Origin of the sequence: Streptomyces sp. NPDC005803, from assembly GCF_040630435.1 — a bacterium.
Classification (GTDB): Bacteria; Actinomycetota; Actinomycetes; order Streptomycetales; family Streptomycetaceae; genus Streptomyces.
In genome coordinates this window covers 95,911-121,967 of sequence record NZ_JBEXXO010000005.1, presented here as the reverse complement: position 1 = coordinate 121,967, position 26,057 = coordinate 95,911, and the positions used below count along the sequence as shown (strand labels likewise).

The 26,057-nt window shown below is 71.9% G+C and carries 19 protein-coding genes and 3 tRNA genes; 14 read left to right on the top strand and 8 right to left on the bottom strand.

Annotation, left to right across the window (positions count from 1 at the left end):
• Nucleotides 1-38 precede the first annotated feature (38 nt).
• Nucleotides 39-839 carry an aminotransferase class IV family protein gene (locus tag ABZ454_RS09475; protein ID WP_359536878.1) on the bottom strand — a complete coding sequence of 267 codons (801 nt, stop codon included), beginning with the start codon at nucleotides 837-839 and terminating at the stop codon, nucleotides 39-41.
• An 87-nt stretch (nucleotides 840-926) separates the two neighbouring features.
• On the opposite strand from ABZ454_RS09475, the gene ABZ454_RS09470 reads away from it, so the two are divergent.
• Both ABZ454_RS09470 and cutA read left to right on the top strand, forming a co-directional pair.
• Complete coding sequence (locus ABZ454_RS09470; RefSeq protein WP_359536876.1) at nucleotides 927-1,550, top strand: NAD(P)H-dependent oxidoreductase; 624 nt, start codon at nucleotides 927-929, stop codon at nucleotides 1,548-1,550.
• 66 nt (nucleotides 1,551-1,616) lie between these two features.
• Nucleotides 1,617-1,955: a divalent-cation tolerance protein CutA gene (cutA, locus tag ABZ454_RS09465; RefSeq protein ID WP_356319056.1), complete on the top strand. Its 339-nt coding sequence runs from the start codon at nucleotides 1,617-1,619 to the stop codon at nucleotides 1,953-1,955.
• Here the strand turns inward: cutA and ABZ454_RS09460 are convergent.
• Both ABZ454_RS09460 and ABZ454_RS09455 read right to left on the bottom strand, forming a co-directional pair.
• Nucleotides 1,907-4,057 (bottom strand): molybdopterin oxidoreductase family protein, encoded by a 2,151-nt coding sequence (locus ABZ454_RS09460; protein WP_359536874.1) that lies wholly within the window; start codon nucleotides 4,055-4,057, stop codon nucleotides 1,907-1,909. The two genes, cutA and ABZ454_RS09460, sit on opposite strands and share 49 nt — an antisense overlap.
• 107 nt (nucleotides 4,058-4,164) lie before the next feature.
• Nucleotides 4,165-4,902 carry an ElyC/SanA/YdcF family protein gene (locus ABZ454_RS09455; protein ID WP_359536872.1) on the bottom strand — a complete coding sequence of 246 codons (738 nt, stop codon included), beginning with the start codon at nucleotides 4,900-4,902 and terminating at the stop codon, nucleotides 4,165-4,167.
• A 111-nt stretch (nucleotides 4,903-5,013) separates the two neighbouring features.
• Between ABZ454_RS09455 and ABZ454_RS09450 the strand changes: the two genes are divergently transcribed.
• The 6 genes from ABZ454_RS09450 (at nucleotide 5,014) to ABZ454_RS09425 (ending at nucleotide 13,636) form a co-directional block, all read left to right on the top strand.
• The gene (locus ABZ454_RS09450) at nucleotides 5,014-5,883 is read left to right on the top strand and encodes a Cof-type HAD-IIB family hydrolase (protein ID WP_359536870.1); all 870 of its coding nucleotides are present in this window, start codon (nucleotides 5,014-5,016) and stop codon (nucleotides 5,881-5,883) included.
• Between the two features lie 89 nt (nucleotides 5,884-5,972).
• Nucleotides 5,973-6,911: a sirohydrochlorin chelatase gene (locus ABZ454_RS09445; protein WP_359536868.1), complete on the top strand. Its 939-nt coding sequence runs from the start codon at nucleotides 5,973-5,975 to the stop codon at nucleotides 6,909-6,911.
• Between the two features lie 36 nt (nucleotides 6,912-6,947).
• Nucleotides 6,948-8,285 carry a deoxyguanosinetriphosphate triphosphohydrolase gene (locus ABZ454_RS09440; protein ID WP_359536867.1) on the top strand — a complete coding sequence of 446 codons (1,338 nt, stop codon included), beginning with the start codon at nucleotides 6,948-6,950 and terminating at the stop codon, nucleotides 8,283-8,285.
• Nucleotides 8,286-8,469: 184 nt separating this feature from the next.
• On the top strand, nucleotides 8,470-9,729 hold the full coding sequence (locus tag ABZ454_RS09435; protein WP_359536866.1) for an FAD-dependent oxidoreductase: 1,260 nt from the start codon (nucleotides 8,470-8,472) through the stop codon (nucleotides 9,727-9,729).
• Nucleotides 9,730-10,338: 609 nt separating this feature from the next.
• Nucleotides 10,339-12,240 (top strand): DNA primase, encoded by a 1,902-nt coding sequence (gene dnaG, locus ABZ454_RS09430; protein ID WP_359536865.1) that lies wholly within the window; start codon nucleotides 10,339-10,341, stop codon nucleotides 12,238-12,240.
• Between the two features lie 247 nt (nucleotides 12,241-12,487).
• Nucleotides 12,488-13,636 (top strand): RNA polymerase sigma factor, encoded by a 1,149-nt coding sequence (locus tag ABZ454_RS09425; RefSeq protein WP_356319133.1) that lies wholly within the window; start codon nucleotides 12,488-12,490, stop codon nucleotides 13,634-13,636.
• A gap of 166 nt (nucleotides 13,637-13,802) precedes the next feature.
• On the opposite strand, the gene ABZ454_RS09420 is transcribed toward ABZ454_RS09425, so the two are convergent.
• The 4 genes from ABZ454_RS09420 to ABZ454_RS09405 form a co-directional block, all read right to left on the bottom strand.
• Nucleotides 13,803-15,734: an ABC transporter ATP-binding protein gene (locus ABZ454_RS09420; RefSeq protein WP_356319049.1), complete on the bottom strand. Its 1,932-nt coding sequence runs from the start codon at nucleotides 15,732-15,734 to the stop codon at nucleotides 13,803-13,805.
• Nucleotides 15,734-17,467, bottom strand: coding sequence for an ABC transporter ATP-binding protein (locus tag ABZ454_RS09415; RefSeq protein WP_359536862.1), 1,734 nt, complete (start codon nucleotides 17,465-17,467; stop codon nucleotides 15,734-15,736). Before ABZ454_RS09415 ends, ABZ454_RS09420 begins: the two co-directional genes overlap by 1 nt.
• A gap of 167 nt (nucleotides 17,468-17,634) precedes the next feature.
• A complete protein-coding gene (locus ABZ454_RS09410; RefSeq protein ID WP_356324472.1) occupies nucleotides 17,635-19,080 on the bottom strand; it encodes an FGGY family carbohydrate kinase in 1,446 nt (481 codons plus the stop codon).
• Between the two features lie 66 nt (nucleotides 19,081-19,146).
• Nucleotides 19,147-19,446 carry a YtxH domain-containing protein gene (locus ABZ454_RS09405; protein WP_356324470.1) on the bottom strand — a complete coding sequence of 100 codons (300 nt, stop codon included), beginning with the start codon at nucleotides 19,444-19,446 and terminating at the stop codon, nucleotides 19,147-19,149.
• A 181-nt stretch (nucleotides 19,447-19,627) separates the two neighbouring features.
• Here ABZ454_RS09405 and ABZ454_RS09400 point away from each other — a divergent pair.
• The 3 genes from ABZ454_RS09400 to ABZ454_RS09390 all read left to right on the top strand — a co-directional run bounded on the left by ABZ454_RS09400 (nucleotide 19,628) and on the right by ABZ454_RS09390 (nucleotide 20,100).
• Nucleotides 19,628-19,700: transfer RNA gene (locus ABZ454_RS09400), tRNA-Asn, on the top strand.
• A gap of 5 nt (nucleotides 19,701-19,705) precedes the next feature.
• A tRNA-Asn gene (locus tag ABZ454_RS09395) sits at nucleotides 19,706-19,778 on the top strand.
• Between the two features lie 245 nt (nucleotides 19,779-20,023).
• Nucleotides 20,024-20,100 (top strand) — tRNA-Ile (locus ABZ454_RS09390).
• 496 nt (nucleotides 20,101-20,596) lie between these two features.
• On the opposite strand, the gene ABZ454_RS09385 is transcribed toward ABZ454_RS09390, so the two are convergent.
• On the bottom strand, nucleotides 20,597-20,932 hold the full coding sequence (locus ABZ454_RS09385) for a beta/gamma crystallin domain-containing protein (RefSeq protein ID WP_359536859.1): 336 nt from the start codon (nucleotides 20,930-20,932) through the stop codon (nucleotides 20,597-20,599).
• A 734-nt stretch (nucleotides 20,933-21,666) separates the two neighbouring features.
• Between ABZ454_RS09385 and ABZ454_RS09380 the strand changes: the two genes are divergently transcribed.
• The 3 genes from ABZ454_RS09380 to ABZ454_RS09370 all read left to right on the top strand — a co-directional run bounded on the left by ABZ454_RS09380 (nucleotide 21,667) and on the right by ABZ454_RS09370 (nucleotide 26,036).
• The gene (locus tag ABZ454_RS09380) at nucleotides 21,667-24,414 is read left to right on the top strand and encodes an AAA family ATPase (protein ID WP_359536858.1); all 2,748 of its coding nucleotides are present in this window, start codon (nucleotides 21,667-21,669) and stop codon (nucleotides 24,412-24,414) included.
• 106 nt (nucleotides 24,415-24,520) lie between these two features.
• Nucleotides 24,521-25,354 carry an alpha/beta hydrolase gene (locus tag ABZ454_RS09375; protein WP_359536857.1) on the top strand — a complete coding sequence of 278 codons (834 nt, stop codon included), beginning with the start codon at nucleotides 24,521-24,523 and terminating at the stop codon, nucleotides 25,352-25,354.
• A 100-nt stretch (nucleotides 25,355-25,454) separates the two neighbouring features.
• On the top strand, nucleotides 25,455-26,036 hold the full coding sequence (locus ABZ454_RS09370; RefSeq protein ID WP_359536855.1) for a sigma-70 family RNA polymerase sigma factor: 582 nt from the start codon (nucleotides 25,455-25,457) through the stop codon (nucleotides 26,034-26,036).
• Nucleotides 26,037-26,057: the final 21 nt, after the last annotated feature.

Sequence of the window (26,057 nt, the reverse complement as noted above, 5' to 3'; positions counted from 1 at the left end):
CCATGGTCCACCCTCGCGGCGGTCCGCCGGGCCGCGCGTCAGACGGTCTCCCAGGGGGCGGCCTCGTACGCCGCCGCCAGCCGCTCCATCAGCTCCTCGTCGACCGTGAACGCCGTGTCGTCGATCCGGGCGACCGGCGCCATGCCCTGCGAGTTGGTGACGAACGCCGAGCGGTAGGCCCCCACGCCCTCCCGGTTCACCGCCCGGCGCAGCGACCGCACGCCTGCGCCGGGCAACTGCCGCTCCAGGAGCGTCATGGTGATGCCCCGCAGCGCGGGCGCCTGTGGCCAGACCACCGAAGTGCCGTCCCAGAAACCGATGTTGGTGATCGCTCCCTCGGTCACGGAGCCGTCGGGCAGGGTCAGCAGCGCGTCGTCGTAGCCGGCCCGGCGGGCGAGATCCCCGTAGTACGTCTGGCCGAAGTCGCCGGGACGCTTGAGGTGCGGAGCGGTGCGCGCGTACGGGACGGACATCAGGGTCCTCGGCCCCGGCTCCATCCGGGCCGGTCCGCGCACCGTGACCATGAGGGTCGTCGCGCGGGGGCCGGGCGCCCGCAGGCCGTGCACCCGCACCGAGGCGTCCGCCGTCCCCGCACTCCGCAGCGCGTGCCGGACCCGTTCGCGTACCGAGCCGCCGTCCAGAGGGTGTGCGAACAGCTCCCGGTTCGCGGAGTCGAGCCGTTCCAGATGGTGCTCGCGGCCCCGCACCCGGCCGCCCCGGACCTGCATGGCCGTGAAGTGGCCGTAGCCGGAGAAGGCGGCCCCCCGCAGATCGTCCTCGGTGGCCGGATGCCCGTCGAACTCGGCGTAGGGGAGCGGTACGGCCGCTGGAGTCGTCATGCCGCACACCGTATGCCGACGCGCGCGGGAGACGGAGCGGCGGCGAACGCTTGACCTCAACCATGGTTGATGTACGAGCCTCTTCGCATGGACCTCACCACAGCCGCAACCACGGCCACCACTCCGCCCGGGACCGCCCCGCTGAAGGTCGCGGTCATCCTCGCCAGCAACCGCGAGGGCCGGTTCGCCCCCGTCGTCGCCGACTGGTTCCGCTCCCGCACCGACGCCCACCCCGGCATCGGGACCGACCTGATCGACGTCGCCGCGCTCGACCTCCCGACCGCCCTCTCCCACAGCCCCGGACCCGAGGACCAGGCCCTGCTGGCCGAGGTCTCCGGCCGGCTGGCGGCCGCCGACGCCTTCGTCGTCATCACCCCCGAGTACAACCACTCCTACCCGGCCCCGCTCAAGAACCTCATCGACTGGCACTTCACCGAATGGCAGGCCAAGCCCGTCGCGTTCGTCTCCTACGGCGGCGTCTCCGGCGGTCTGCGCGCGGTCGAGCACCTGCGGCAGGTATTCGCCGAACTGCACGCCGTCACGATCCGCGACACCGTCTCGTTCCACAACGCCGGCGCCCTCTTCGACGACGAGGGCAGGCACCGCGACCCGGTCGGCCCCGACGCGGCGGCCAAGACGCTGCTGGACCAACTCCTCTGGTGGGGGCGGGCGCTGAGGGACGCCAGGGCGGCCCGTCCGTACGGCGGCTGACTGCTCCCCGGCGGCACCGGCCCGACAATCGGGGGAGGAACCGCTGCCGATCCGAGGAGACCGAACGTGACACCGCCCGCATGGCTGACCGTGCTGACCACGACGGACAGCGAGGAGAAGGCCCACCTCCTGGCGCAGGGCGCGGTGGAGGCGCGGCTCGCCGCCTGCGTCCAGATCTCCGCGCCCCTCACCTCGGTCTACCGGTGGCAGAACGCCATCGAGACCACCGAGGAGTGGCAGCTGTCCTTCAAGACGACCTCCGAGCGGTACGACGAACTGGAGGCGTACCTCCAGGACGCGCACGACTACGACACCCCGGAGATCATCGCCCTCCCGGTGCTCCGGGGCAGCGCCCGCTACCTCGGCTGGGTCTCGGCCGAGACGGCCCCGGTGACCTCGCTCTGAGGGGCGCCCGGGCCCGGGACGAGCGCCTCCACCCGCACCGCGCACACCTTGAACTCCGGCATGCGCGACACCGGGTCCAGAGCCGGATTGGTCAGCGTGTTGGCCCGGCCCTCACCCGCCCAGTGGAACGGCATGAACACGGTGTCCTCCCGGATCGCCCCGGTGATCCGGGCGGGCGCCACCGCCCGCCCGCGCCGTGAGGTGACCGCCACCGGACCGCCCTCGGCCACCCCGATCCGCTCGGCGAGCCGCGGGTGCAGCTCCACGAAGGGGCCCGGAGCGGCGGCGTTCAGCTCCGCCACCCGGCGGGTCTGCGCCCCCGACTGGTACTGGGCGACGACCCGGCCGGTGGTCAGCACCACCGGATACTCCGCGTCCGTCTCCTCGGCGGACGGCCGGTGCGTCACGGGGACGAACCTGGCCCGCCCGTCGTCCGTTGCGAACCGGTCCAGGAACAGCTGCGGCGTACCGGCGTGCTCCGTGTCCGGACACGGCCAGAAGACCCCGTCCTCGGTCGCGATCCGTTCGTACGTGATGCCCGCGTAGTCCGCCGGGCCGCCCGCCGAGGCCCGCCGCAGCTCGTCGAACACCTCCTCCGGGTCGGCCGGGAACCCCTTCCCGTGCCCGAGGAGACCGGCCAGCCCGTGCAGCACGTCCAGATCGCTGCGGACACCCTCGGGAGCGGTGACCGCACGCCGGCGCAGCAGCACCCTGCCCTCCAGGTTGGTTGTCGTCCCGGTCTCCTCCGCCCACTGCGTCACCGGCAGCACCACATCGGCCAGCGCGGCCGTCTCGGACAGCACCACATCGGCGACCGCGAGGAAGTCCAGCGACCGCAGCCGCTCCTCCACATGTCCCGCGTGCGGCGCGGACACCACCGGGTTCGACCCCATCACCAGCAGGGCCCGCACCTCGGTGCCCAGCGCGTCCAGCAGTTCGTAGGCGCTGCGCCCCGGTCCCGGCAGGGTGTCCGGATCGACCCCCCAGACCCCCGCGACATGGCGGCGCGCCGCCGGGTCGGTGAGCTTGCGGTAGCCGGGCAACTGGTCGGCCTTCTGGCCGTGTTCGCGGCCGCCCTGGCCGTTGCCCTGCCCGGTCAGACAGCCGTAGCCGGACAGCGGCCGGCCCGCGCGCCCGGTGGCCAGCGCGAAGTTGATCCAGGCGCCGACGGTGTCCGTGCCCTTCGACTGCTGCTCGGGGCCGCGCGCGGTCAGCACCATGCCGCTCTCCGCCTCGCAGAACATCTCGACCGCCGCCCGCAGTTGCGGCACCGGCACGCCGGTCAGCCGCTCCACCAGCTCCGGCCAGTGGGCCATCACCCCGGCCCGCGCCTCGTCCCAGCCGCTGGTGCGCTCACGGACGAACTCCTCGTCCACCCGGCCCTGCGCCACCACCAGGTGGAGCATGCCGAGTGCGAGCGCCAGATCGGTGCCGGGGCGGGGCGCCAGATGGAGGTCCGCCTGCTCGGCGGTCCTCGTGCGGCGCGGATCGATGACGATCAGCCGGCCGCCGTTCTCCCGCAGTTCGGTCAGGTAGCGCAGGGCGGGCGGCATCGTCTCCGCGAGGTTCGACCCCACGAGGATCACGCACCCGGTGCGCGGGATGTCCTCCAGCGGGAACGGCAGTCCCCGGTCGAGACCGAACGCCCGCTGGTGCGCGGCGGCAGCCGAAGACATGCAGAACCGGCCGTTGTAGTCGATCTGCGAGGTGCCGAGCACCACCCGGGCGAACTTGCCCAGGGCGTACGCCTTCTCGTTGGTCAGCCCGCCCCCGCCGAACACCCCGACCGCGTCGGCGCCGTGCTCCGCGCGCGTCCCGCGCAGCCCGTCGGCGATCCGGGCCAGTGCCTCGTCCCAGCCGGCCGGCTCCAGCTCCCCGCTCGCCGCGTTGCGCACGAGCGGTCCGGTCAGCCGCACCGCGGACGACAGCACGGCGGGCGCGGACCGGCCCTTGCCGCACAGCGCGCCCCGGTTCACGGGGAAGGAGGTGCGTTCCTCCACCTCGACGACCGCGTCGCCGGCGGCCGGGCGCAGGTTCATGCCGCACTGCAGTGCGCAGTAGGGGCAGTGGGTCGCGGTGGCGGCAGTCGCGGTGCTGGTCATGCCCCCAGCCTGCGAGCCGGGTGTTACACGGGCGCCCGCTCCCGGTTACGCCGCCGGTACGCGCACCTCAGCCCGCCCGGCAGCCCGCGGTGAGGTGCGCCGCGCCGTCACCGGGCGGCGGTGGCGAGGGCCTTCTCCACACCCGGCTCGCGGGGCCCCAGGAAGTGCGGGTCCGGCTTGAACAGGGCGTCCAGGGCGGCCTTCCCCGCCGCGAACACCTCCCGCGTGCCGCCGTAGTACCAGGTCGCATCGTGTACGGCCTCCACGCCGACGCCGTACGCGTCGATGCCCGCCGCCCGGCACAGTGCGATCGCCCGCCGGATGTGGAACCCCTGGCTCACCAGCACGGCCCGCTCGACCCCGAAGATCTTCCGGGCCCGCACGCACGAGTCCCAGGTGTCGAAGCCGGCGAAGTCGCTGACGATCCTGTTGTCCGGCACCCCGTGGGCGACCAGGAACGTGCGCATCGCGTCCGGCTCGTCGTACTCCACCCGGCTGTTGTCACCGGTCACCAGCACGACCTTCACCTTCCCGTCCCGGTACAGCTCGGCCGCGGCCCGCAGCCGGTTCGCGAGATACGGGGACGGCCTGCCGTCCCACAGTCCCGCGCCGAACACCACCGCGACCTGCTGCGCGGGCACGTCGGCCGTCGTCCTGACCCGGGCGTCGGCGACCGTGTGCATCCAGGTGGCCGGCGCCAGCGCCAGCACACAGGCGGCCATCACCCCCTGCACGGCCCGCCGCCGCCCCCGCCGGGTCCGCGGCAGCCGCGGCCGCAACCGGGCGGCGGCCCCGCGCAGCCGTGACCGGCAGGCCCCTGTCACCCCTCGCACCGGCAGCCGCATGCGTACCCCCCGTTCCTGTGTGTCCCCGTGCCCGTTCCGCACCGTCCCCTATGAGGTGACGAGCGGACGGCCGGAAGGGTTCTCGCGGACGGGCGTCGGTAGCATCGGCCGATGTTGCTTCCCCGGCTCATCGCATCCGATCTCGACGGCACCCTGCTCCGTAACGACGGCACCCTCTCCCCGCGCACTTTGCGAGCCCTGCGTACGGCCCAGGACGCCGGCGCGGAGATCGTCATCGTCACGGCCCGGCCGCCCCGTTTCGTCGACCGGCTCGCCGAGGCCGCCGGCCTCCTGGGCACGGCGGTGTGCAGCAACGGGGCCCTCGTGTACGACATCGCGACCCGCACCGTCCTCTCCTCCCGCCTCCTGCCCCTGGCCACCGCCCGGCGGGTGGCCACCGCCCTGGCGGCCGCGGTGCCCGAGGTGGGCTTCGCCCTGGAGAGCGGCGACCAGGTGCGGTACGAACCCGCCTACCGGCTGCGCATGTCCGAGGACGCCGGCGCCGAACTGCCCGTGCCGAGCCTCGCCGACCTCTGGTTGACCGAGGCCCCCGTCACCAAACTGCTCGCCTGGTCCGACCGGCTCGACGCCGACACCCTGCTGGCCGCCGCCCGGCAGGGCGCGGGTGACGAGGTGCAGCTCACCCACTCGGGCGGGCGCGGACTGCTGGAGATCAGCGCGCCGGGCGTCACCAAGGCGGGCACCCTCGAGGTGCTCTGCGCCGCACGGGGCATCGACGCCGACGAGGTCATCGCCTTCGGCGACATGCCGAACGACCTCACCGTCCTCACCTGGGCGGGGACCGGTTACGCCATGGCCAACGCCCACCCGGCCGTGCTGGCCGCCGTGCCGACGCACACCGCCGGCAACGAGGAGGACGGCGTCGCCCTCGTCATCGAACGCCTGTTCGCAGGGCAGGGCCGGCCCGCGCCGGCGGTCCACCACGAGGCGGGGGCCCCCGGGGAGGCGGCGGCCGTCTGACAGCGGGCGAGCGCTGCCGGTGAGGCGGCGGAAAACGCATGTGACCGGCGCGCAACGAGGCGGCAACCTGCGCACGGCACCATCGGTGCATGACGGAGCCGGCACCGGAACGTCCTCAGGAGTCCCCGCCCCTCGACAGCACGGCGCAACTGCTGATCCGTATCACCGCACAGCTCGGCACCCAGCTCAGCCTCGTCTCCCTGAACGGAACCCGACGGCCCATGCACCGCACCCCGCAGCCCGCACCCGGCAACGTGAGCCCCCTCGTACCCGCCGCCCCCGCACTCGTCGCCGTCGCGCACGGAAGCCGTGACCCGCGGGCGCTGCACACGGTGACGGCCCTCCTGGCCCGGGTGCGGGAGCTGCGGCCGGGGCTCGACGTCCGGCTCGGCCACATCGAGCTCAACACACCCCTCCTCCCGCAGACCCTGGACGCCCTGGGGAGCGGCGAGGCGGTCCTCGTGCCGCTGCTCCTGGGGCGCGGCTACCACGTGAAGCAGGACATCCCGGAGGCCGTCGCCGGCGCCGCCGCCCTGCGCACCCGCACCGCCGGCCCCCTGGGGCCGCACCCGCTGCTCATCGAGGCGCTCCACGGCCGGCTCACCGAGGCCGGCTGGCGGACCCGGGACGACGGGAACCGCGACAGCGCCGTGGTCCTCGCGGCCGCCGGTTCACGGGACCCCGAATCGGCCGCAGGCACCCGCCGCACCGCGCGAGCGCTCAGCGAACGGCTCGGCGGGGTGCCCGTCGTGCCCGCGTACGCCTCCGCCGCGACACCCACCGTCCCGGCCGCCCTGCGCGCGCTGGCCGCACGCGGCCGCCGCCGGGTGGCCGTCGCCTCGTACTTCACCGCCCCCGGACGCTTCGCCTCGGCCGCCGCGGCGCAGGCGACCTGGATCGCCGCGGCCCCGCTCGGCGCCCACCCGGCCATGGCACGCCTGCTGCTCCACCGCTACGACCAGGCACGGGCCACCGGCGCGCCGGCACACGACACCCTGATGAACACACGTTTCCTGGCCTCCGCCTGAGCGCTCCTGTCAGTCCGGCGGATTAGTGTCGCTCCCATGAACGGCACGGACGGCATGGACGGCACGGACCACGCGTACGGAACACAGGACCCCGGCCCGGCGCCCTACGGCGCCGCCGACGCCGAGCGCTGGGACACCGAACCGGACAAACGGCCCGGCCGCACCGCCTTCCAGCGCGACCGCGCCCGGGTGCTGCACTCCGCGGCCCTGCGCAGGCTCGCCGGGAAGACCCAGGTCGTCACCCCCGGCACCCGCAGCCACGTCTGGGACGCCAGCCCCCGGACCCGGCTCACACACTCGCTGGAATGCGCCCAGGTCGGCCGGGAACTCGGCGCCGCGCTCGGCTGCGACCCCGACCTGGTCGAGACGGCCTGCCTCTCCCACGACATGGGCCACCCGCCCTTCGGGCACAACGGCGAACAGGCGCTCAACGACTTCGCCTCCGACTGCGGCGGCTTCGAGGGAAACGCCCAGTCCCTGCGCCTGCTGACCCGCCTCGAACCCAAGCGGTTCGTCCCCGACACCCGCACCGGCGAACTGGTCAGCGTCGGCCTCAACCTGACCCGCGCCGCGCTCGACGCCGCCACCAAGTACCCCTGGACCAGAGGCGCCCACCCCACCGACCCCGGCTCGCCGAAGTTCGGGGTGTACGAGGACGACCTGCCGGTCTTCCACTGGTTCCGCGAGGGAGCCCCGCAGGGCCGCAAGTGCTTCGAGGCCCAGGTGATGGACTGGTCCGACGACGTGGCGTACTCGGTCCACGACTTCGAGGACGGTCTGCACGCCGGGCACATCGACCCCAACTGCCTCGACGCCGAGCCCGAACGCCAGGAGATCTGGTCCGTCGCCATCGGGCGGTACGTCCCCGCCGACACCGATCCCCAGGAGCTGTCCGACGCCCTGGACCGGCTCATCGGCCAGGACTGGTGGCCGCACGGCTACGACGGATCGGCCGTCGCCCAGGCCCGGCTCAAGGACGCCACCAGCCAGCTGATCGGCCGCTTCTGCCTCGCCGCCGAGACCGCCACCCGGCAGGCGTACGGCACCGGACGCCTCGGCAGATACGGCGCCGAGCTCGTCGTCCCCCGCGAGACGCGCCACGAGTGCGCGGTCCTCAAGGCCGTGGCCGACCGCTACGTCATGCAGCGCGCCGAGCAGGAGGCGATCCGGGCCGACCAGCGGATCGTCATCGCCGAACTGGCCGCGGCGCTCACGGCCCGCGCACCCGAGGGACTGGAGCCGCAGCTGCGGGCGCTGTACGAGGCGGCCCCCGACGACCGCGCCCGCAAAAGGGTTCTGGTCGACCAGATCGCCGCCCTGACGGACGCCTCGGCCCGCGCCCTGCACCACTCGCTCACCGCGCGCCGTGGCTGAACCGCACGGTCAGGGCCGCGCCCCGCGGGCCCGGCACCCCGCTCCGCACGGCGCCGGCCCTGATCGGCACACTGGCTTATGACCACGGGGTGTGACCTGATCGGGTCACACCCCCTTTCGCCATCACGCTGCGTGCGGGACGCTCGCAGTCGGCGCCGCGCAGCAAGTACCGAGGAGGCATCAAGTGGTCGACGCACATCGGACGTTCGTCATCGTCGGCGGAGGACTCGCCGGAGCGAAGGCAGCCCAGACGCTCCGGGCGGAGGGTTTCAGCGGCCGGGTCATCCTGATCGGCGATGAGCGCGACCATCCGTACGAACGCCCGCCGCTGTCCAAGGGGTACCTGAGCGGGAAGGAGGACCGCGACAGCGTCTTCGTCCAGGAGACGGCCTGGTACGCGCGGGCCGACGTCGAGCTCCACCTCGGCCAGCCCGTCACCGCGCTGAACCGCGAAGCCCGCTCCGTCGAGCTCGGCGACAGCACCGTCATCCACTACGACAAGCTGCTCCTGGCCACCGGGGCCGAACCGCGCCGCCTCGACATCCCGGGCACCGACCTGGCGGGCGTCCACCACCTGCGCCGCCTCGCCCACGCCGACCGGCTGCGCAACGTGCTGGCGGCGCTCGGCCGCGACAACGGCCATCTGGTGATCGCCGGGGCCGGCTGGATCGGCCTGGAGGTCGCCGCGGCGGCCCGCGGATACGGGGCCGAGGTCACCGTCGTCGAACCGGAGGCGACCCCGCTGCTCCGGGTCATCGGCCCCGAACTCGGCCAGCTCTTCACCGATCTGCACAGCGACCACGGCGTCCGCTTCCACTTCGGCGGCCGTCTCACCGAGATCGTCGGCCAGGACGGCATGGTCCTCGCGGTCCGCACCGACGACGGCGAGGAGCACCCCGCCCACGACGTCCTCGCCGCGATCGGCGCCGCCCCGCGCGCCGCCCTCGCCGAAGCCGCGGGCCTGGACATCGCCCCGCGCGAGCAGGGCGGCGGCATCGCCGTGGACGCCTCGCTGCGCACCAGCGACCCGCACATCTTCGCGGCCGGAGACGTGGCCAACGTGGCCCATCCGCTGCTCGGGGCCCGGCTGCGGGTGGAGCACTGGGCCAACGCGCTGAACAGCGGCCCGGCGGCCGCCCGCGCCATGCTCGGCCAGGACGTGTCCTACGACCGGGTGCCGTACTTCTTCTCCGACCAGTACGACCTCGGCCTCGAGTACTCGGGCTGGGCGCCGCCCGGCAGCTACGACCAGGTGGTGATCCGCGGCGACGCGGGCAAGCGCGCGTTCATCGCGTTCTGGCTGAAGGACCACAAGGTGCTGGCCGGAATGAACGTGAACGTGTGGGACGTCACGGAGACCGTGCAGGAACTGATCAAGGCCGGCCAGCCGGTAGACCCGGACGCCCTGGCGGACCCGTCGGTGCGGCTGGAATCCCTGATCTGAAGGCCCGTTGCTCCGCGGGGTGCGGTGGTCCGGGGCGGGCCCGTTGTTCGCCCCGGTCCGGGGCGCGGGGTTCCGTCCTCAATCGCCGGACGGGCTTGATGTGTGCGGGTTGCTCCGCGGGGTGTGCCGTTGCCCGGTGGGTGGGGGTCCGGGGTCCCTCCGGGGCGTCTCCTCGGACGACGAACGTTCGGCGGGTACGCAGCGGACCCGGGTCGATGTTCGTCGTCCTGCGGGGACTCCCCTGCACGCCCCCGAACCCAGCCGTCTCGCGGCTGCGACAGTCATCGGACTGATCCGCAGACGCGACTGATGCCGGGTGGGGGCGTGCAGGGCAGTCCCCGCAGAAAATGGCGTACGACCCGGGTACCAGTGCGTCGTCGGGTGCACACGCCATTTTTGAGGAGTCTGCCCGGAGGGCCCCCACCCCCACCCACCGGCTAATCCGCGCCGCCCCGCGGGGCAACCCGCACACAAGCCCGTCCGGCGATTGAGGACGGAACCCCGCACCCGGGACCGGGGCGCCTGGAGGACCCCCCGCCCCGGACAGGGGCAAGCGCTCAGGCCCACGTCCGGACGTGGGCTGTCCTACCTCACCCGTAGACTTCACTCGTGGCAGGCAGGATCAATGACGACGACGTGAAGGCGGTCCGGGACGCGGTCCCGATCGACGCCGTCGTTTCCGAGTACCTCCAGCTGCGCAACGCGGGCGGGGGAAACCTCAAGGGCCTGTGCCCCTTCCACGACGAGAAGTCCCCGTCCTTCCAGGTCAGTCCGAGCAAGGGCCTCTTCCACTGCTTCGGCTGCCAGGAGGGCGGCGACACGATCGCCTTCGTGCAGAAGATCGACCACCTGACGTTCGCGGAGGTCGTCGAGCGGCTCGCCGCGAAGGCCGGCATCACCCTGCGGTACGAGGAGGGCGGGTACAACCCCTCCCACCAGCGCGGTGAGCGGATCAGGCTGGTCGAGGCACACAAGGTGGCCGCCCAGTTCTACATCGAGCAGCTGGACGGCCCCGAGGCCGAGATCGGCCGCAAGTTCCTCGCCGAGCGCGGCTTCGACCAGGCGGCGGCCGCCCACTTCGGTGTGGGCTACAGCCCGGCGGGCTGGGACCACCTCACCCGCTATCTGCGCGGCAAGGGCTTCAGCGACAAGGAACTGATCGCCTCCGGTCTCTCCCAGGACGGCAGGCGCGGCCCCATCGACCGCTTCCGCGGCCGGCTGATGTGGCCGATCAGAGACACCTCCGGAGAGGTCGTCGGCTTCGGCGCCCGCAAGCTCCGCGACGACGACAACGGCCCGAAGTACCTGAACACCCCCGAGACCGCGATCTACAAGAAGTCCCAGGTGCTCTACGGCATCGACCTGGCCAAGAAGGACATCGCGAAGGCCAGCCGGGCCGTCGTCGTCGAGGGGTACACGGACGTGATGGCCTGCCATCTCGCCGGGGTCACCACCGCCATCGCGACCTGCGGCACGGCGTTCGGCGGCGACCACATCAAGATCCTTCGCCGCCTCCTGATGGACAACGGCAGCGCCCGGGTGATCTTCACCTTCGACGGTGACGCGGCCGGCCAGAAGGCCGCCCTGCGCGCCTTCGAGGACGACCAGAAGTTCGCCGCCGAGACCTACATCGCCATCGCACCGGAGAACATGGACCCGTGCGACCTGCGCCTGGCCAAGGGCGACGAGGCCGTCCGGGACCTGGTCGAACCGCGCACCCCGCTCTTCGAGTTCGCGCTCCGCCAGATCGTCGGCCGCTACGACCTGGAGACCCCGGCGGGCCGCGCCGCCGCGCTCGACGAGGCCGCGCCCGTCGTCGCCAAGATCAAGACGGGCAGCATCCAGCGCGAGGTCGCCGTCCAGCTGGCCGGCTTCGTCGGCATCCTGGACCAGGAGTACGTCGTGCACCGGGTCAACCAGCTCGCCCAGTGGGCCCGCGGCCGGGGCGACCGGGGGCCCGCCCCCGCCGCGCGCGGCGGCTCCCGGCGCCAGGAGATCCAGGCGCCCCCCGCCTCCTCGGGCCCCGCGCTCAACCTCCGCAGCCCGGCCCACCGCACCGAGCGCGAACTGCTCAAGCTCGCCCTGCAGAAGCCCGCCCTGGTCTCCCCGGCGTTCGACGCCTACGGGGTCGACGAGTTCACCGCCCCGCCGTACGCGGCGGTCCGCCAGTGCATCGCGGAGGCGGGTGGTGCCGAGCTCGGCGTCCCCGAGACCCGCGAGTACCTCGTGCAGGTGCTGGAAGCGACCCCGAACGACGCGGTGCGCAAGCTGGTCACGGAGCTGGCCGTCGAGGTCTTCCACGGCAAGTCCATCGACGAGGCGTACGCGGGCGAGCACCTGGTCAAGGTCCGGCTGCGCGCGGTCGACCGGCGGATCAACGACGTCCAGGGCAGCCTCGCCCGCCTCGGCAGCAACGTGGCCCCGGACCACCTGGCCGCCGCGCAGAACGAGGTCTGGGTCCTCCAGCAGTACGCCCAGTCCCTGCGCAACAACGGCGCCGCCGCGCTCTGAGGGCGCCCCGCGCCCCTGCGGCCCGGCTCCCCTGCTGGTAACCGCGCGGTCACGGACCGGATTCAGAAAGTGCCCGCACGCCCCTCGTGGCGGCTGTGTGTCGTACCCCACACTGGGTGGCGGTGCCAGGGCCGACCGGCACCCGGGGCGCGACACCGCCCCCCGATCGCCGACCGGTCCGAGTCATCGGAGCGCGGCCGGACCGCCGAACGGTGGTCCTCCATCCCCGCGATCCGGCAGCGATCACCTGGAGGTCGCCCTCGTGCAGACCCGGACCGTGACCGATACCGAGCGTGTCCCGGCCATCCCCGCGCAGACCCGGGCCGTGCATCACCCCGAGGCCGCGGCGGACCCGCCGACACCCCCGCCCGACCCGCAGGACCCGTCCGAAGCGCCACCGGACCCGCCCGAGCCGCCCGAGACCGTCATGGAGGAGCCGGAGCTCCCCGAACCCCCGGAACCGCGCGGCCGCCCCGACACCGGCGGACCGTCGTCCGACCTCTTCCGCCAGTACCTGCGCGAGATCGGCCGCATCCCGCTCCTCACCGCCGCCGACGAGGTGGAACTCGCCCGCCGCGTCGAAGCCGGCCTGTTCGCCGAGGAACGCCTGTCCCGCACCCCGGACCCCGACACCCGGCTGGCCGTCGACCTGGACCGGCTCGTGGTCATGGGGCGGATGGCCAAGCGCCGTCTCATCGAAGCCAATCTCCGGCTGGTCGTCTCCGTGGCGAAGCGCTACGTCGGCCGGGGACTGACGATGCTGGACCTGGTCCAGGAGGGGAACCTCGGGCTGATCCGGGCGGTCGAGAAGTTCGACTACGCCCGCGGCTACAAGTTCTCGACGTACGCCACCTGGTGGATCCGGCAGGCCATGTCCCGTGCCCTCGCCGACCAGGCGCGGACCATCCGGGTCCCGGTCCACGTCGTCGAACTGATCAACCGCGTCGTCCGGGTCCAGCGCCGCATGCTCCAGGAGCGCGGCTACGAGCCGACGCCCGAGGAGGTCGCCGCCCAGCTCGACCTGACCCCCGAACGGGTCGGCGAGGTCCTGCGCCTCGCCCAGGAACCGGTGTCCCTGCACGCCCCGGTGGGCGAGGAGGACGATGTCTCGCTCGGCGACCTCATCGAGGACGGCGACGCCGCGTCCCCCGTGGAGTCCGCCGCCTTCCTGCTGCTGCGCGAACACCTGGAGGCGGTGCTCTCCACCCTCAACGAGCGCGAGCGCAAGGTGGTCCAGCTGCGCTACGGGCTGGCCGACGGGCGGCCGCGCACGCTGGAGGAGATAGGGCGGATCTTCGGCGTGACGCGCGAGCGCATCCGGCAGATCGAGTCCAAGACCCTCAACAAGCTGCGGGACCACGCCTTCGCCGACCAGCTCCGCGGCTACCTCGACTGAACGCACGTACGTGCACGGACGCACGGCGGCTGCCCCGGTCCGCACGTACGCGCGCGCACGAACGGCGGCTGCCCCGGTCCGCACGCACACGCGCGCGGACCGGGGCAGCCGTGGACCACCGCGAGGGCCGTCACCGGCCGTCACCGGCCGGCCTCGGCGGCAGCCCTCAGTCGACCTCGGCGACCGCCTGCGCGAACTGTGCCGCGTACAGCCGGGCGTACGCGCCGTGCGCTTCCAGCAGCTCGTCGTGCGTGCCCTGCTCGACGATCGACCCGTTCTCCATCACCAGGATGACGTCGGCGTCCCGGATGGTGGAGAGGCGGTGCGCGATCACGAAGCTCGTACGGCCGTGCGCGAGACCGGCCATCGCCTTCTGGATCAGCACCTCGGTGCGGGTGTCGACCGAGCTGGTCGCCTCGTCGAGCACCAGTATCACCGGGTCGGACAGGAACGCCCGCGCGATGGTGATCAGCTGCTTCTCGCCCGCGCTGACGCCCGATCCCTCGTCGTCGATGCGCGTGTCGTAGCCGTCCGGCAGGGTGCGGATGAAGCGGTCGGCGTGGGCCGCCCGCGCCGCCTCCTCGATCTGCTCCCGGGTGACGTCGCCCGAGGCGCCGTAGGCGATGTTCTCCGCGATGGTCCCGCCGAACAGCCAGGTGTCCTGGAGGACCATGCCGATCCCCGAGCGCAGGTCGTCGCGCGACATCTTCGCGATGTCGACCCCGTCGAGAGCGATCCGGCCTCCGGTCACCTCGTAGAACCGCATCAGCAGATTGACCAGCGTCGTCTTGCCGGCGCCGGTCGGGCCGACGATCGCGACGGTGTGGCCCGGCTCGACGCTCAGCGACAGGTCCTCGATGAGCGGCTTCTCCGGGTCGTAGCGGAACGACACGTTCTCCAGACTGACGCTGCCACGCAGCTCGGCCGGGTACGCGCCCTCGCCCTTCGCGGGGTCGGCGTGCTGCTCGTCGGCGTCCAGCAGCTCGAAGATCCGCTCCGCCGAAGCCACCCCCGACTGCACCAGGTTGGCCATCGAGGCGACCTGGGTCAGCGGCATGGAGAACTGCCGCGAGTACTGGATGAAGGCCTGCACATCACCGATCGACAGCGAGCCCGAAGCGACCCGCAGCCCGCCGACGACAGCGATCAGCACGTAGTTCAGGTTCGACACGAACATCATCAGCGGCTGCATGATCCCGCTGTTGAACTGTGCCTTGAACCCGGCCTCGTACAGCGCGTCGTTCTGCTCGGCGAAGTCCCGCGCCGACTCGTCCTGCCGCCCGAAGACCTTCACCAGGGTGTGCCCGGTGTACATCTCCTCGATGTGGGCGTTGAGCTTGCCCGTCACCTTCCACTGCTGGACGAACTGCGGCTGGGAGCGCTTGCCGACCCGCGTCGCCACGACCACCGACAGCGGTACCGTCACCAGCGCGACCAGCGCCAGCAGCGGCGAGATCCAGAACATCATCACGAGCACGCCGACGATGGTCAGCAGCGAGTTGATGAGCTGGCCCATCGTCTGCTGCATCGTCTGCGAGATGTTGTCGATGTCGTTCGTCGCCCGGCTCAGCACCTCGCCGCGCTTGGCCCGGTCGAAGTACGACAGCGGCAGCCGCGACAGCTTCGTCTGGATGTCCTCCCGCATCTGGAACACGACGCGGTTGATCACCCGGATCGACAGCCGCGTCGACACCAGCATCAGCAGGCCCGCGCCGACGTACACGGCCAGCGCCACCAGCAGCACATGGCCGATCGCGTCGAAGTCCATGCCCTGCCCCGGGGTGAAGTCCACCTTGGAGAGCATGTCGGCCAGACCGCTGTTGCTCCTGCGCAGGCCTTCGACGGCCTGTTCCTTCGTCGTCCCCGCGTCCATCCCCCGGCCGACGACACCGGCGAACACCAGGTCGGTCGCCTTGCCGAGGATCTTCGGGCCGACCACCGACAGCGCCACACTCAGCGCCACGGCCACCAGCATCACGTACAGCGTGGACTTCTCCGCCGCGAAGCGCTTCAGCAGCCGCTTCGAGGAGCCCTTGAAGTCCATGGACCGCTCGGTCGGCGCCCCGCCCGCCATCATGCGTCCGCCAGGCCCGGCCATTACGCGGCCTCCGCTTCCGTCAGCTGCGAGAGAACGATCTCCCGGTAGGTCTCATTGCCGTCCATCAGTTCGTGGTGACTGCCGGAGCCGACGACGCGGCCCTCGTCCAGCACCAGGATGCGGTCGGCGTCACGGATGGTGGACACCCGCTGCGCGACGATCACCACCGTCGCCCCCGCGGTCTCCCGCAGCAGCGCCGCACGCAGCGCCGCGTCCGTGGCGTAGTCCAGCGCCGAGAAGGAGTCGTCGAAGAGGTAGATCTCCGGCCGCTGCACCAGCGTCCGGGCGATCGAGAGCCGCTGACGCTGACCGCCGGAGACATTGGTCCCGCCCTGCGCGATGGGTGCGTCGAGCCCGTGCTCCAGGCCCTCGACGAACTCCTTGGCCTGCGCGATCTCCAGGGCGTGCCACAGCTCCTCGTCGGTCGCGTCCGGGTTCCCGTACCGCAGGTTCGTCGCGACCGTCCCCGAGAAGAGATAGGGCTTCTGCGGGACCAGACTCACCGTCTTCGCCAGCAGGGCCGGATCCAGCGTCCGCACGTCCGTCCCGTCGACCAGCACCTGGCCGTCCGTGACGTCGAACAGCCGGGGTACGAGACCGAGCAGCGTCGACTTCCCGCTGCCCGTCGACCCGATGATCGCGGTCGTCTCACCGGCCCTGGCCACCAGGTCCACCGAGCGCAGCACGGGCTCCTCGGCGCCGGGGTAACGGAAGTCCGCGCCGCGCACTTCCAGATGACCCTGGACCGCGAGCTCCCGGACCGGCTTCACCGGCGGCACCACGGAGGAATCGGTCTCCAGGACCTCCTGGATGCGCTCGGCGCAGACCTCGGCACGCGGCACCATCATGAACATGAAGGTGGCCACCATCACCGACATGACGATCTGCATCAGATAGGAGAGGAACGCGGTCAGCGCGCCGATCTCCATCCCGCCGCTGTCGATCCGGTGGGCGCCGAACCAGACGACGGCGATCGACGACACGTTCACGACCGTCATCACGGTCGGGAACATCAGTGCCATCAGCCGGCCCGTGGACAGGGCCACATCGGTCAGCTCGGTGTTGGCGCCCCGGAAGCGCCCCTCCTCGTAGTCGTCGCGCACGAAGGCGCGGATGACCCGGTTGCCGGTGATCTGCTCGCGCAGCACCCGGTTCACCGTGTCGAGCCGCTCCTGCATCGTGCGGAACAGCGGGCGCATCTTCCGCACGATGAGGCTCACCGCGATGCCGAGGACCGGCACCACCGCGAGCAGCACCGCGGACAGCGGGACGTCCTGGCCGAGCGCCATGATGATCCCGCCGACGCACATGATCGGCGCCGACACCATCAGCGTGAACGTCATCAGGGCCAGCATCTGGACCTGCTGCACGTCATTGGTGGTACGGGTGATCAGCGAGGGCGCGCCGAACCGGCCGACCTCACGCGCGGAGAACGACTGCACCCGGTCGAAGACCGAGGCCCGCACGTCGCGGCCGAGCGCGGACGCGGTGCGGGCGCCGATGTAGACGGCCCCGATGTTGCAGACCACCTGGGCGATGCTGACGACGATCATGACGCCGCCGTACTGGACGATGTAGCCCGTGTCCCCCTGGACGACACCGTTGTCGATGATGTCGGCGTTCAGGGTGGGCAGGTAGAGCGTGGCGCAGGTCTGCAGCAGCTGGAAGACGACCAGCAGCGCGATCGGTTTCTTGTACGGACCGAGATAGGCCCGCAGGAGTTTTATGAGCACGCGTGTCTCTCGGTGTCGGCGAGGTCGGGAGTCGCCTCATTTTCCGGTACCGCCCACCGGGACTGCGAACGTTTTTATTCAAGTCCAGGTCAAAAAACGGACCGAGTCCACAATTCCCTGGTCCGGACCACGCCAGGGGCCCGGACCCGTCACCGAGAGCGGTCGCCTCACCGCGCGGCGTCGAACGCCCCCGGATGGATCTGGTCGCGCGTCGCCACGTACTGCTGACGCACGGCCTTGCCGACCGACAGCTCCTCGCCGGGCTCCAGCACCTGCGCCGCGGCGCCCTGCCACGCCGGGGGAGTGCGCCCGTCCAGGGCCCCCTGGGAGACGCCCAGCGCCCAGGCCGCCTGCCGGGCCGCACCCAGCGCCGCGTACTGCGCCGGCTGCGGTACGACCACCTGGGTGCCCAGCAACGCGGGCGCCAGCCCCTGCACGGCGGGCAGCTCGGCCGCAGCGCCCAGCAGGAACACCCGCCGCACCTCGACCCCACGGCCGCGCAGTACGTCCAGCGCGTCGGCCAGCGAGCACAGCATCCCCTCGAACGCGGCCCGCGCCAGGTGCTCCGGCTTCATCGACTCGCGGCGCAGTCCGCTCAGCGTTCCGGCGGTGTGCGGCAGGTGCGGGGTGCGCTCACCCTCCAGATACGGCAGGAGCACCAGCCCCGAAGAGCCCGGCGTCGACTTCAGCGCCAGTGCCGAGAGCTCCTCCAGCCCCTCCATCCCCAGCATCTCGGCGGTGCCGCGCAGCGCGCGCACCGCGTTCGACGTGTGGACGACCGGCAGGTGCATCCCCGTGGCGTCGGCGAACGACGTGATCATCCCGGTCGGGTCGGCCAGCGCCTCGTGGTGCACCGCCATCACCGAGCCCGAGGCCCCCAGCGACACCACCGCGTCACCGACCGCGACCCCCAGCCCGAACGCCGCCGCCATCGTCTCGCCGGTACCCGCCGAGATCAGCAGCCCCTCGGGCGTCGTCCCCGCCGCGTCCGACGGGCCGAGCACCTCCGGCAGCGCCGCCCGGTGCCCGAGCGCGAGCTCCACCAGGTCGGGGCGGTACGCCTCGCTGCCCGCCGACCAGTACCCCGTCCCGGAGGCGGCCCCCCGGTCCGTGGTCCGCCGGGCCGGCCGGCCCAGCAACTGCCACACCAGCCAGTCGTGCGGCTGGAGCACGGCGGCGACCCGCTGCGCCGCGTCCGGTTCGGTACGCGCCAGCCAGCGCAGCTTCGACACGGGCTGCGCGGCCTGCGGCACCGCCCCGACCGCCTCGGCCCAGGCCTGCCGCCCGCCGAGCCCGTCGATCAGATCGGCCGCGGCGACCTGCGCCCGCCGGTCGTTGCCGAGCAGCGCCGGGCGCACGAGATTGCCCTGCTGGTCCAGCGGCACCAGCCCGTGCTGCTGCGCCGACACCCCGATGGCCTGCACCCCTTCGAGCAGCCCGCCGGCGGCGGCCTCACCGAGTGAGAGCAGCCACGCCTGAGGATCGACGTCGGTGGCCTTCGCGTCGACGGGATGCGCGGCGTATCCCTGGCGCAGTACGGCACCCGTGTCCGTATCGCAGACCACGATGTGCGTGAAGGCGGAAGAACTGTCCAAGCCGGCGACTATGCCCATACGTGGATTCTGCCGCACCGCCGGAGGTTTCCCGACCGGTGGTGCGGCAGACGCGGCGAAGCCGACTCAGGTGTTGGTCGTGCCCCAGTCGTCCTCGCCGTTCGCCCCGCGCCCGCGCAGCGACCGCACGCGGTCGGCCACCGACGCCGGCACCTTGTCGCCGACCTTGTCCTCGACCGCGTGGTACGCCTTCCCCGCGAACTCGCGGCCGCTCTGGGCCGCCGTCTCGCAGGTGTTGCGCACGGCCGGGTTCTGGGCGAACTGGCGCGCGGACTTCTTCAGCTGCTCGTAACGCTCGCGCCCGGCTCGCGTGCCGAGCACGTAACCGAGGGCCACTCCGGCGATGAACGTGAGCCGGTACCGCATGGGTTGCCACCCTTCCTTCGCTCCGTGCGACGTGTGCTGCTCGCCTACCCGCAGACGCCCGAGATCACCCCGGGCGATACCGATTGGCAAAGCACCCCCCTGCTTGCGCTAATGTATGTGTCGCAGCGAACGCGCGCCGCCCGGCAGCAGCCGGGCAGGTACGTTCGAGGCAACGCAGCAATCCCCTGTAGCTCAATTGGCAGAGCAGCCGGCTGTTAACCGGCAGGTTACTGGTTCGAGTCCAGTCGGGGGAGCGCGATCCCCTGTAGCTCAATTGGCAGAGCATTCGGCTGTTAACCGGAGGGTTACTGGTTCGAGTCCAGTCGGGGGAGCGGAACGGAAGAGGACCCTCAGGGGTCCTTTTTCGCGTGCCCGGGACCTGCCCGCGAGAGGCCCGTCACGGAGGTGCCCCTGGTGCCCGAGTGACACTTTCGCGTCAACTTTCCGCCACCCGGAACCGGGCAGCGAGCAGCACGGTCTTCATGGTCAGCAGGAGCCGGGCAGTCGGAGCGAGAGATCGTATGACCGGCTATGCTGCGGCAGACGGCGCGCACACATGTACGCGCCACGCCGAAAAGGGGCGGTAGCTCAGCCGGTTAGAGCAGCGGACTCATAATCCGTCGGCCGTGGGTTCGAGTCCCACCCGCCCCACCAGTTTCACCCTGCGGAAACGTTCTGACCTGCGGAAACGTGGTTTTCGCGGTGCTTTCGCGTGGGGTGTTCACTTCGCGACGGTGTGGCGAACGCGGGCTTTCACACAGCCGGAGCGAGCCTCGGACGTGCTTTACCTGCGCTTGTGTCGACCCTTGCCTGTGGGGCGCGTGGTGGTGGTTCCCACGGCTGTCTCTTGAAGTCGGCCGGGCCTGCACCGGTGCCGAATCCTGGGCCGCCGCCCGCTCGACGGCGAACTGTCGTCGGCCGAGCGGATGCTGAACCTGGCACTCGCCCAGGCCCGCGCTCCTGCCGAACGGCGTCACCCGCTGGAAGCCCTGGCGGGTTCTCCACCGGAGCCGCTGCCCGAGCCGGACGACGGACATCGCCATCTCGGGCCCGGCCCTGGAGAGGCGACGCCGAACGGACTCAACGGACCAAGCGCAGCGACGTCATCTCTGATGAGGACTCGCTGTCACCCCGTTCGCAACGGTGGGCGCTACCAGATCCTGATCTTCGTGATCTTGTGGATGGGCTCGACGTTGCCGAAATGCCACTTGTCCACGGTCGCGCTGGTCGCCGGAGTGCCCAGCCTCGGCACGTACTCGAAGGTGACCTTGTTGTCCCCGGTCCAGATCTGGTCCACGCCGTAGATCGCCACGCTTTGCACGCCCGCGTTGGCGAAGCAGAGGGAGCCGCCTGCGTTGTGAAGCGACAGGAGACCCAGGCTATTGCAATCGGTGCGGTTGATGGCGGACGCCGACGAGGCAGGCAGTACGACGGCCATGGCCCCAGCCGCCGCGACTACCGCGAGGCGTGTGATGAAGCGCTTCACTGGTGTGTTGTTCCTTCCATGGTGGTGTGGTGCCGCAGAGGGCCGGAGCGCACGGCGGCATCGCAGGGACGCAGGTACGTCCCATCAGCGCAACGTGGAAAAGGGCGCTCCCGTTCACCACTCGAGCGCCCTGCTTCGGCCGCGGTCGCGCTCTCCCTCGGCTGCTCACGCGCCCGACGCAGGCAGGCAGGATCGGCCATGGCGAATGCTGGGGGTCGTGCGCCTGCGGCGTGAGGGCGGCTGTATCCGAGCGAACCCGACCCCCTGCCCGGCAGGACCGTCCTGCCGGATGACGTGGCTCCTCGGCCGCCGATGTCCACGCCCCCCACGCCGGGGCAGCGCTGTCGCCGCCCCGGCCGGGAGCAGCCCGCACCCGGCGCCGGCGCCGTGGAAGTGCCGACATCACGCCGGAGGCCATGGAGCGCACCGGCGCCGCCCTCCAGATCCTGTTCGTCCCCGTGATCCGCAATCGCAGGGCGGCGAAGGCGCCGCCCCCTCCGGTCCGGCGCATCGACGAGGAACTGGTCGCCCTCCACTACGACACCGCCACGGGCGGCGGCCCTTGGGACGCGGACCGCGGTAGTTCCCGCCCCCCGGCGTGCATACCATTGCATGAACGGCATCCAGGACAGGCTTTCAGATCGCCCGCCGTCGGAGATGCCGCCGGGTCACCTGGTGACGCAAGGACGTGGAGTCCTCGGGTGCTGGGGAGGCGCAGAGAATCGGAGTGAGGCATGCACAGGCGGGCGCTGCTGGGGCGCGAGACGGAGCGTCGCGCGCTGGCTGCCCTGGTTGAGCAGGGGGCCACCGGGTCGGGCGGCGCGACGGTGATCATCGGCGCGCCGGGAATCGGCAAGTCCGCGCTGGTCGCAGAGGCCGCGGCCGCGGCAGAGCGCAGCGGAACCCATGTGATCACTGCCGTGGGGGTCCAGTCGGAGGAAAACCTGCCCTGGGCCGGCCTGCACCAACTCGTTCACCAACTGCGTGACGGAATCGACGACTTGCCTGAGCGCCAGCGTGCCGCGCTGCTCGCCGCCGTCGGCCTCGTCGACGAGACCGTCCCCGACCTGTACCTCGTCGGCCTGGCCGCGCTGACCTTGCTGACGGACGCGGCAGCAAAGGCACCGCTGCTGGTTGTCGTCGAGGACGCCCACTGGATGGACCATGCCAGCCTCGATGTGCTCGGGTTCGTGGCACGGCGCATCGAGTCCGATCCCCTCGTCCTGGTCGCCGTCACCCGGCGCCTCGACGACCGCCTCGGCGCCGCCGGCCTGCCGGTGCTGCACCTGGGGCCGCTGACGGACGAGGTGTCGGGCGAGGTCCTGGATGCGGTGGCCCCCGACCTGGGACAGCAGGTCAGACGACGGCTGCTGGAGGAGTCCGCGGGGAACCCGCTGGCGCTGACCGAGTTGCCGGTCGCGCTGCGGTCGGTCGGCGGCGCGTACGCGCTCAACCCGGGCCCGCTGCCGCTGACCGCGCGGTTGGAGCGGACCTTCACGGCGCGGGTCTCTCGCCTTCCGGCCGACACCCGTGCGGTCCTGCTCCTCCTGGCTCTCAACGGTGACGGAACGATGGACGAATGCCTTGCCGCGGCGACCCGGATGCTCGGGACGGCGGTCGACGTCTCCGCCGGTGAGGCAGCGGTCGACGGCGGTCTGGTGGAAGCCCGGGAGCTGGCCTTCAGGCATCCGCTCATCCGCTCGGCCATGTACCACGCCGCCACCGCCGCGGAACGACAGGCCGCGCACGCCGCTTTGGCCGCCGTGCTCCGGGGACAGCCCGATCGGCAGGCATGGCACCGTGCCGCCGCCACCGCTGGTCCCGACGAACGGGTAGCAAGGGATCTGGACTCCACTGCCGGCAGAGCCCTGCGGCGAGGCGGTGTCGCCGCAGCCCTTGCCGCGCTGAGGCGGGCGACGGAGCTGACGAAGGATCCGTCCGCGCGGGCCGACCGGCTGCTCCGGGCGGCGGAGCTCGCGCTGGAGTCGGGCCGAGGAGACGTCGCGGCACATCTGCTGGTCCAGGCGCGCTCACTGGACCTTTCGGTCCGGGACCAAGGCCGCGCGGCCTGGGTCAGCATCGCTCTGGCCGAGGGGACTCGGGGCGAGGGCGCCGCGACCGCCGAGCTGGCCGATTTGGCGGTCGAGATCGCCGCTGAAGGCGAACCGACCCTGGGGCTGCGCATGCTGTGGGGCGCGGTCATGCAGTGCTTCTGGGGAGAGCCGGGGCCGGCCGCCCGCGAGCGCGTTGCCGCCGCCGCGGACCGGATGCCCGTGCATGCCGATGACGCCGACCTGGTCGCTCTGCGGGCGTACTCAGCCCCGGTGGAGCGTGGGGAAGCGGTCATGGCAGACCTGGTGGGCCAGCTGGAGCGCTCGTCCGAGAACGCCGAGGGGGACCAGCTCCTGGGGGCGGCCGCCGTGACGGTGGGCGCTCCCGCCCTGGCGGGCCGGTTGACGGCGAGGGCGCTGGACACCTTGCGCGCGGAGGGCAGGCTTTCGATGCTGGCTCGCGCCCTCTGCGTCCAGGCGGGGAGCGCCGCACGGCTGGGTGACGTGCGCGCCGGTTCCCTCGCCGCGGAGGAAGCCGCGTCGCTTGCCCGCGAGACCGGTCAGCCTCTCGTACACGCGATGGTGAACGCCATCCGCGCGCAGCTGGCCGCCGTCAGCGGAGACCCGGCGGCGGAGGCGTGGGCGGCGGAAGCGGAGCGCGAGGCCCTCCCCAGCGGAGGGCGCCCGGTGCTGGCCATCCTGCAGATGGCCCGCGGCCAGGCGGCACTCTGCCAGGGCCGCTACGCCGACGCGTTCGGCCACCTGCAGCGCGTCTTCGACCCGGCTGATCCTGCCTTTCACCCCTGGCTGCGCTTCTACGCGGTCGCGGAGCTGGTCGAGGCGGCTGTGCGCAGCGAATCCGCGGAGGTGGCACGCGGCATCGTGCGGGAGCTGACCCCGCTCGGGAAAACGACCTCTTCGCCCGCCCTGCTCTGCGGGTTGCGCCTGGGCCGGGCCCTGCTGAGTCCGCAGGATGACGCCGAGCCGCTCTACAGGGCGGCCCTCGACGCGGTCCCCACGGACTGGCCGTTCGAGCGGGCGCGGGCGCGCCTTGCCCTGGGCGAGTGGTTGCGGCGGCACCGGCGGCCCGCGGAGTCCCGCGTCGCACTGCAGGCCGCGCGCGAGATCTTCGACGCCCTGGGCGCGTCGGCATGGGCGGAGCGGGCACGGCAGGAGCTGCGCGCCGCGGGCGCGTCGTCCCCGCGCCAGGATCCGGCCGCGGTCGACCGGCTGACCTCGACCGAACTGCATGTCGCCCAGCTTGCCGCGCAGGGTCTGACGAACCGGGAGATCGGCGAGCGGTTGTACGTCTCGCCCAGGACGGTGAGCACCCATCTCCAGCGGATGTTTCCCAAACTGGGTGTGGCGTCCCGCGGTGAGCTCGCCGCGGTGCTGGGCGGCACGATGACGTACCCCGGCGGTGCGGCGTGATGACGTACGCCGAAGCCGTAATCCGACGGACGCGGTCCTCCCTGCTCGTTTTCTAGGTTTGCGCCATGCCTGGTTCGCACACGGCGGACGGGCGGGAAGGCACACCATGGGAACGATCACTGTCGGAACCGAGGGCTCGACCAGCATCGAGCTCTACTACGAGGACCACGGGGCAGGGCAGCCGGTCGTCCTGATCCACGGCTACCCGCTGGACGGGCAGTCGTGGGAGAAGCAGACCGATGCGCTGGTCAACGCCGGCTACCGCGTCATCACCTACGACCGCCGCGGCTTCGGCCGGTCGAGCAAGACCATGACGGGCTACGACTACGACACCTTCGCCGCCGACCTGGACACCGTACTGACACAGCTGGACCTGCGTGACGTGGTGCTCGTCGGGTTCTCGATGGGCTCGGGCGAGGTCGCCCGCTACCTCGGCGTCCACGGGTCGCAGCGGGTGGCGAAGGCGGCGTTCCTCGGTTCGCTCCAGCCGTTCCTGCTGCAGACACCGGACAACCCCGCCGGTGTGCCGCAGAGCGTCTTCGACGGCATCGCGGAGCAGGCGGAGACCGACCGCCACGCCTGGTACGAGAGCTTCTTCGTCGACTTCTTCAACACCGACGAGACCCTCGGGTCGCGCCTCAGCGAGGCCGCGCTGCGGGCGAACTGGGTCACCGCCATCGGCTCGGCGCCCAGGGCGGCATACGCGTGCGTCCCGGCGTGGCTGACGGACTTCCGGGCCGACGTCGAGCGCATCGACGTGCCGTCGCTGATCCTGCACGGGACCGCCGACCGCATCCTGCCGATCGACGCCACAGCCCGAGAGTTCCGCCGCCGCCTGCCCGACGCGCGATACGTCGAGATCGACGGCGCTCCGCACGGCCTGCTGCTCACCCACGCAGCCGAGGTCAACGCCGCTCTGATCGACTTCCTCGCCGCCTGACAGCCGGCCTTCCCTCTGGTGCGGAGCACGTGCGTGAGCTGTTGTCCGCGCCTGCGGGCGGGCAGGCCGCAGGCCACTCGAACAGGATTGGGCACCTCTCATGAACGGGATCATGGAAGCGGGGGCCACCGCCCTCGTTCCGACCGCGTCGCCGGCCCGGGACCTCTCAACGGACGCCGACTGCGACGCCTTCATCAAGGACATCTACGACCAGTACGGTCCTCTGCTCGTCCGATATGCCACGCGGCTGCTGGACGGTGACTGGCACAAGGGGGAGGACATCTTCCAGGAGACCGCGGCCCGTGCCTGGAAGCACGCCCGCTTCCTGGGCAGCCGCAACGAGCGCCTCAGACCCTGGTTGTTCACCGTGGCCCGAAACCTCGTCATCGACCATCACCGGGCACGCCAGGTCAGGCCGCTGGAGCTCATGCCCGTCGAGGAGCTGGACATATCCAGCGACAGCACGGCATCCACGATCAACTCCCATGTGGTGATGCAGGCCCTGGGGGAGCTGAACGAGCGGCAGCAAACCGTCATCCGCCTCATGTACTTCCTGGAATGCAGCGTCAACCAGGCTGCCGAGCACCTCGGCGTACCACCCGGCACCGTCAAGAGCCGCGCTTTCTATGCCATGCGGGCGCTGCGCAAGGTGCTGGAGAGGCAGGGAATCCTGGGGGTGTAGCCGCTGCGCGGCCACGCGCCG

Bases quoted from the DNA above. Each gene is read 5' to 3' on its own strand.
- ABZ454_RS09475 (WP_359536878.1), bottom strand. From the start codon at position 839: ATGACGACTCCAGCGGCCGTACCGCTCCCCTACGCCGAGTTCGACGGG.
- ABZ454_RS09470 (WP_359536876.1), top strand. From the start codon at position 927: ATGGACCTCACCACAGCCGCAACCACGGCCACCACTCCGCCCGGGACC.
- ABZ454_RS09460 (WP_359536874.1), bottom strand. From the start codon at position 4,057: ATGACCAGCACCGCGACTGCCGCCACCGCGACCCACTGCCCCTACTGC.
- ABZ454_RS09455 (WP_359536872.1), bottom strand. From the start codon at position 4,902: ATGCGGCTGCCGGTGCGAGGGGTGACAGGGGCCTGCCGGTCACGGCTG.
- ABZ454_RS09450 (WP_359536870.1), top strand. From the start codon at position 5,014: ATGTTGCTTCCCCGGCTCATCGCATCCGATCTCGACGGCACCCTGCTC.
- ABZ454_RS09445 (WP_359536868.1), top strand. From the start codon at position 5,973: ATGACGGAGCCGGCACCGGAACGTCCTCAGGAGTCCCCGCCCCTCGAC.
- ABZ454_RS09440 (WP_359536867.1), top strand. From the start codon at position 6,948: ATGAACGGCACGGACGGCATGGACGGCACGGACCACGCGTACGGAACA.
- ABZ454_RS09420 (WP_356319049.1), bottom strand. From the start codon at position 15,734: ATGGCCGGGCCTGGCGGACGCATGATGGCGGGCGGGGCGCCGACCGAG.
- ABZ454_RS09410 (WP_356324472.1), bottom strand. From the start codon at position 19,080: ATGGGCATAGTCGCCGGCTTGGACAGTTCTTCCGCCTTCACGCACATC.
- ABZ454_RS09405 (WP_356324470.1), bottom strand. From the start codon at position 19,446: ATGCGGTACCGGCTCACGTTCATCGCCGGAGTGGCCCTCGGTTACGTG.
- ABZ454_RS09380 (WP_359536858.1), top strand. From the start codon at position 21,667: ATGCACAGGCGGGCGCTGCTGGGGCGCGAGACGGAGCGTCGCGCGCTG.
- ABZ454_RS09375 (WP_359536857.1), top strand. From the start codon at position 24,521: ATGGGAACGATCACTGTCGGAACCGAGGGCTCGACCAGCATCGAGCTC.
- ABZ454_RS09370 (WP_359536855.1), top strand. From the start codon at position 25,455: ATGAACGGGATCATGGAAGCGGGGGCCACCGCCCTCGTTCCGACCGCG.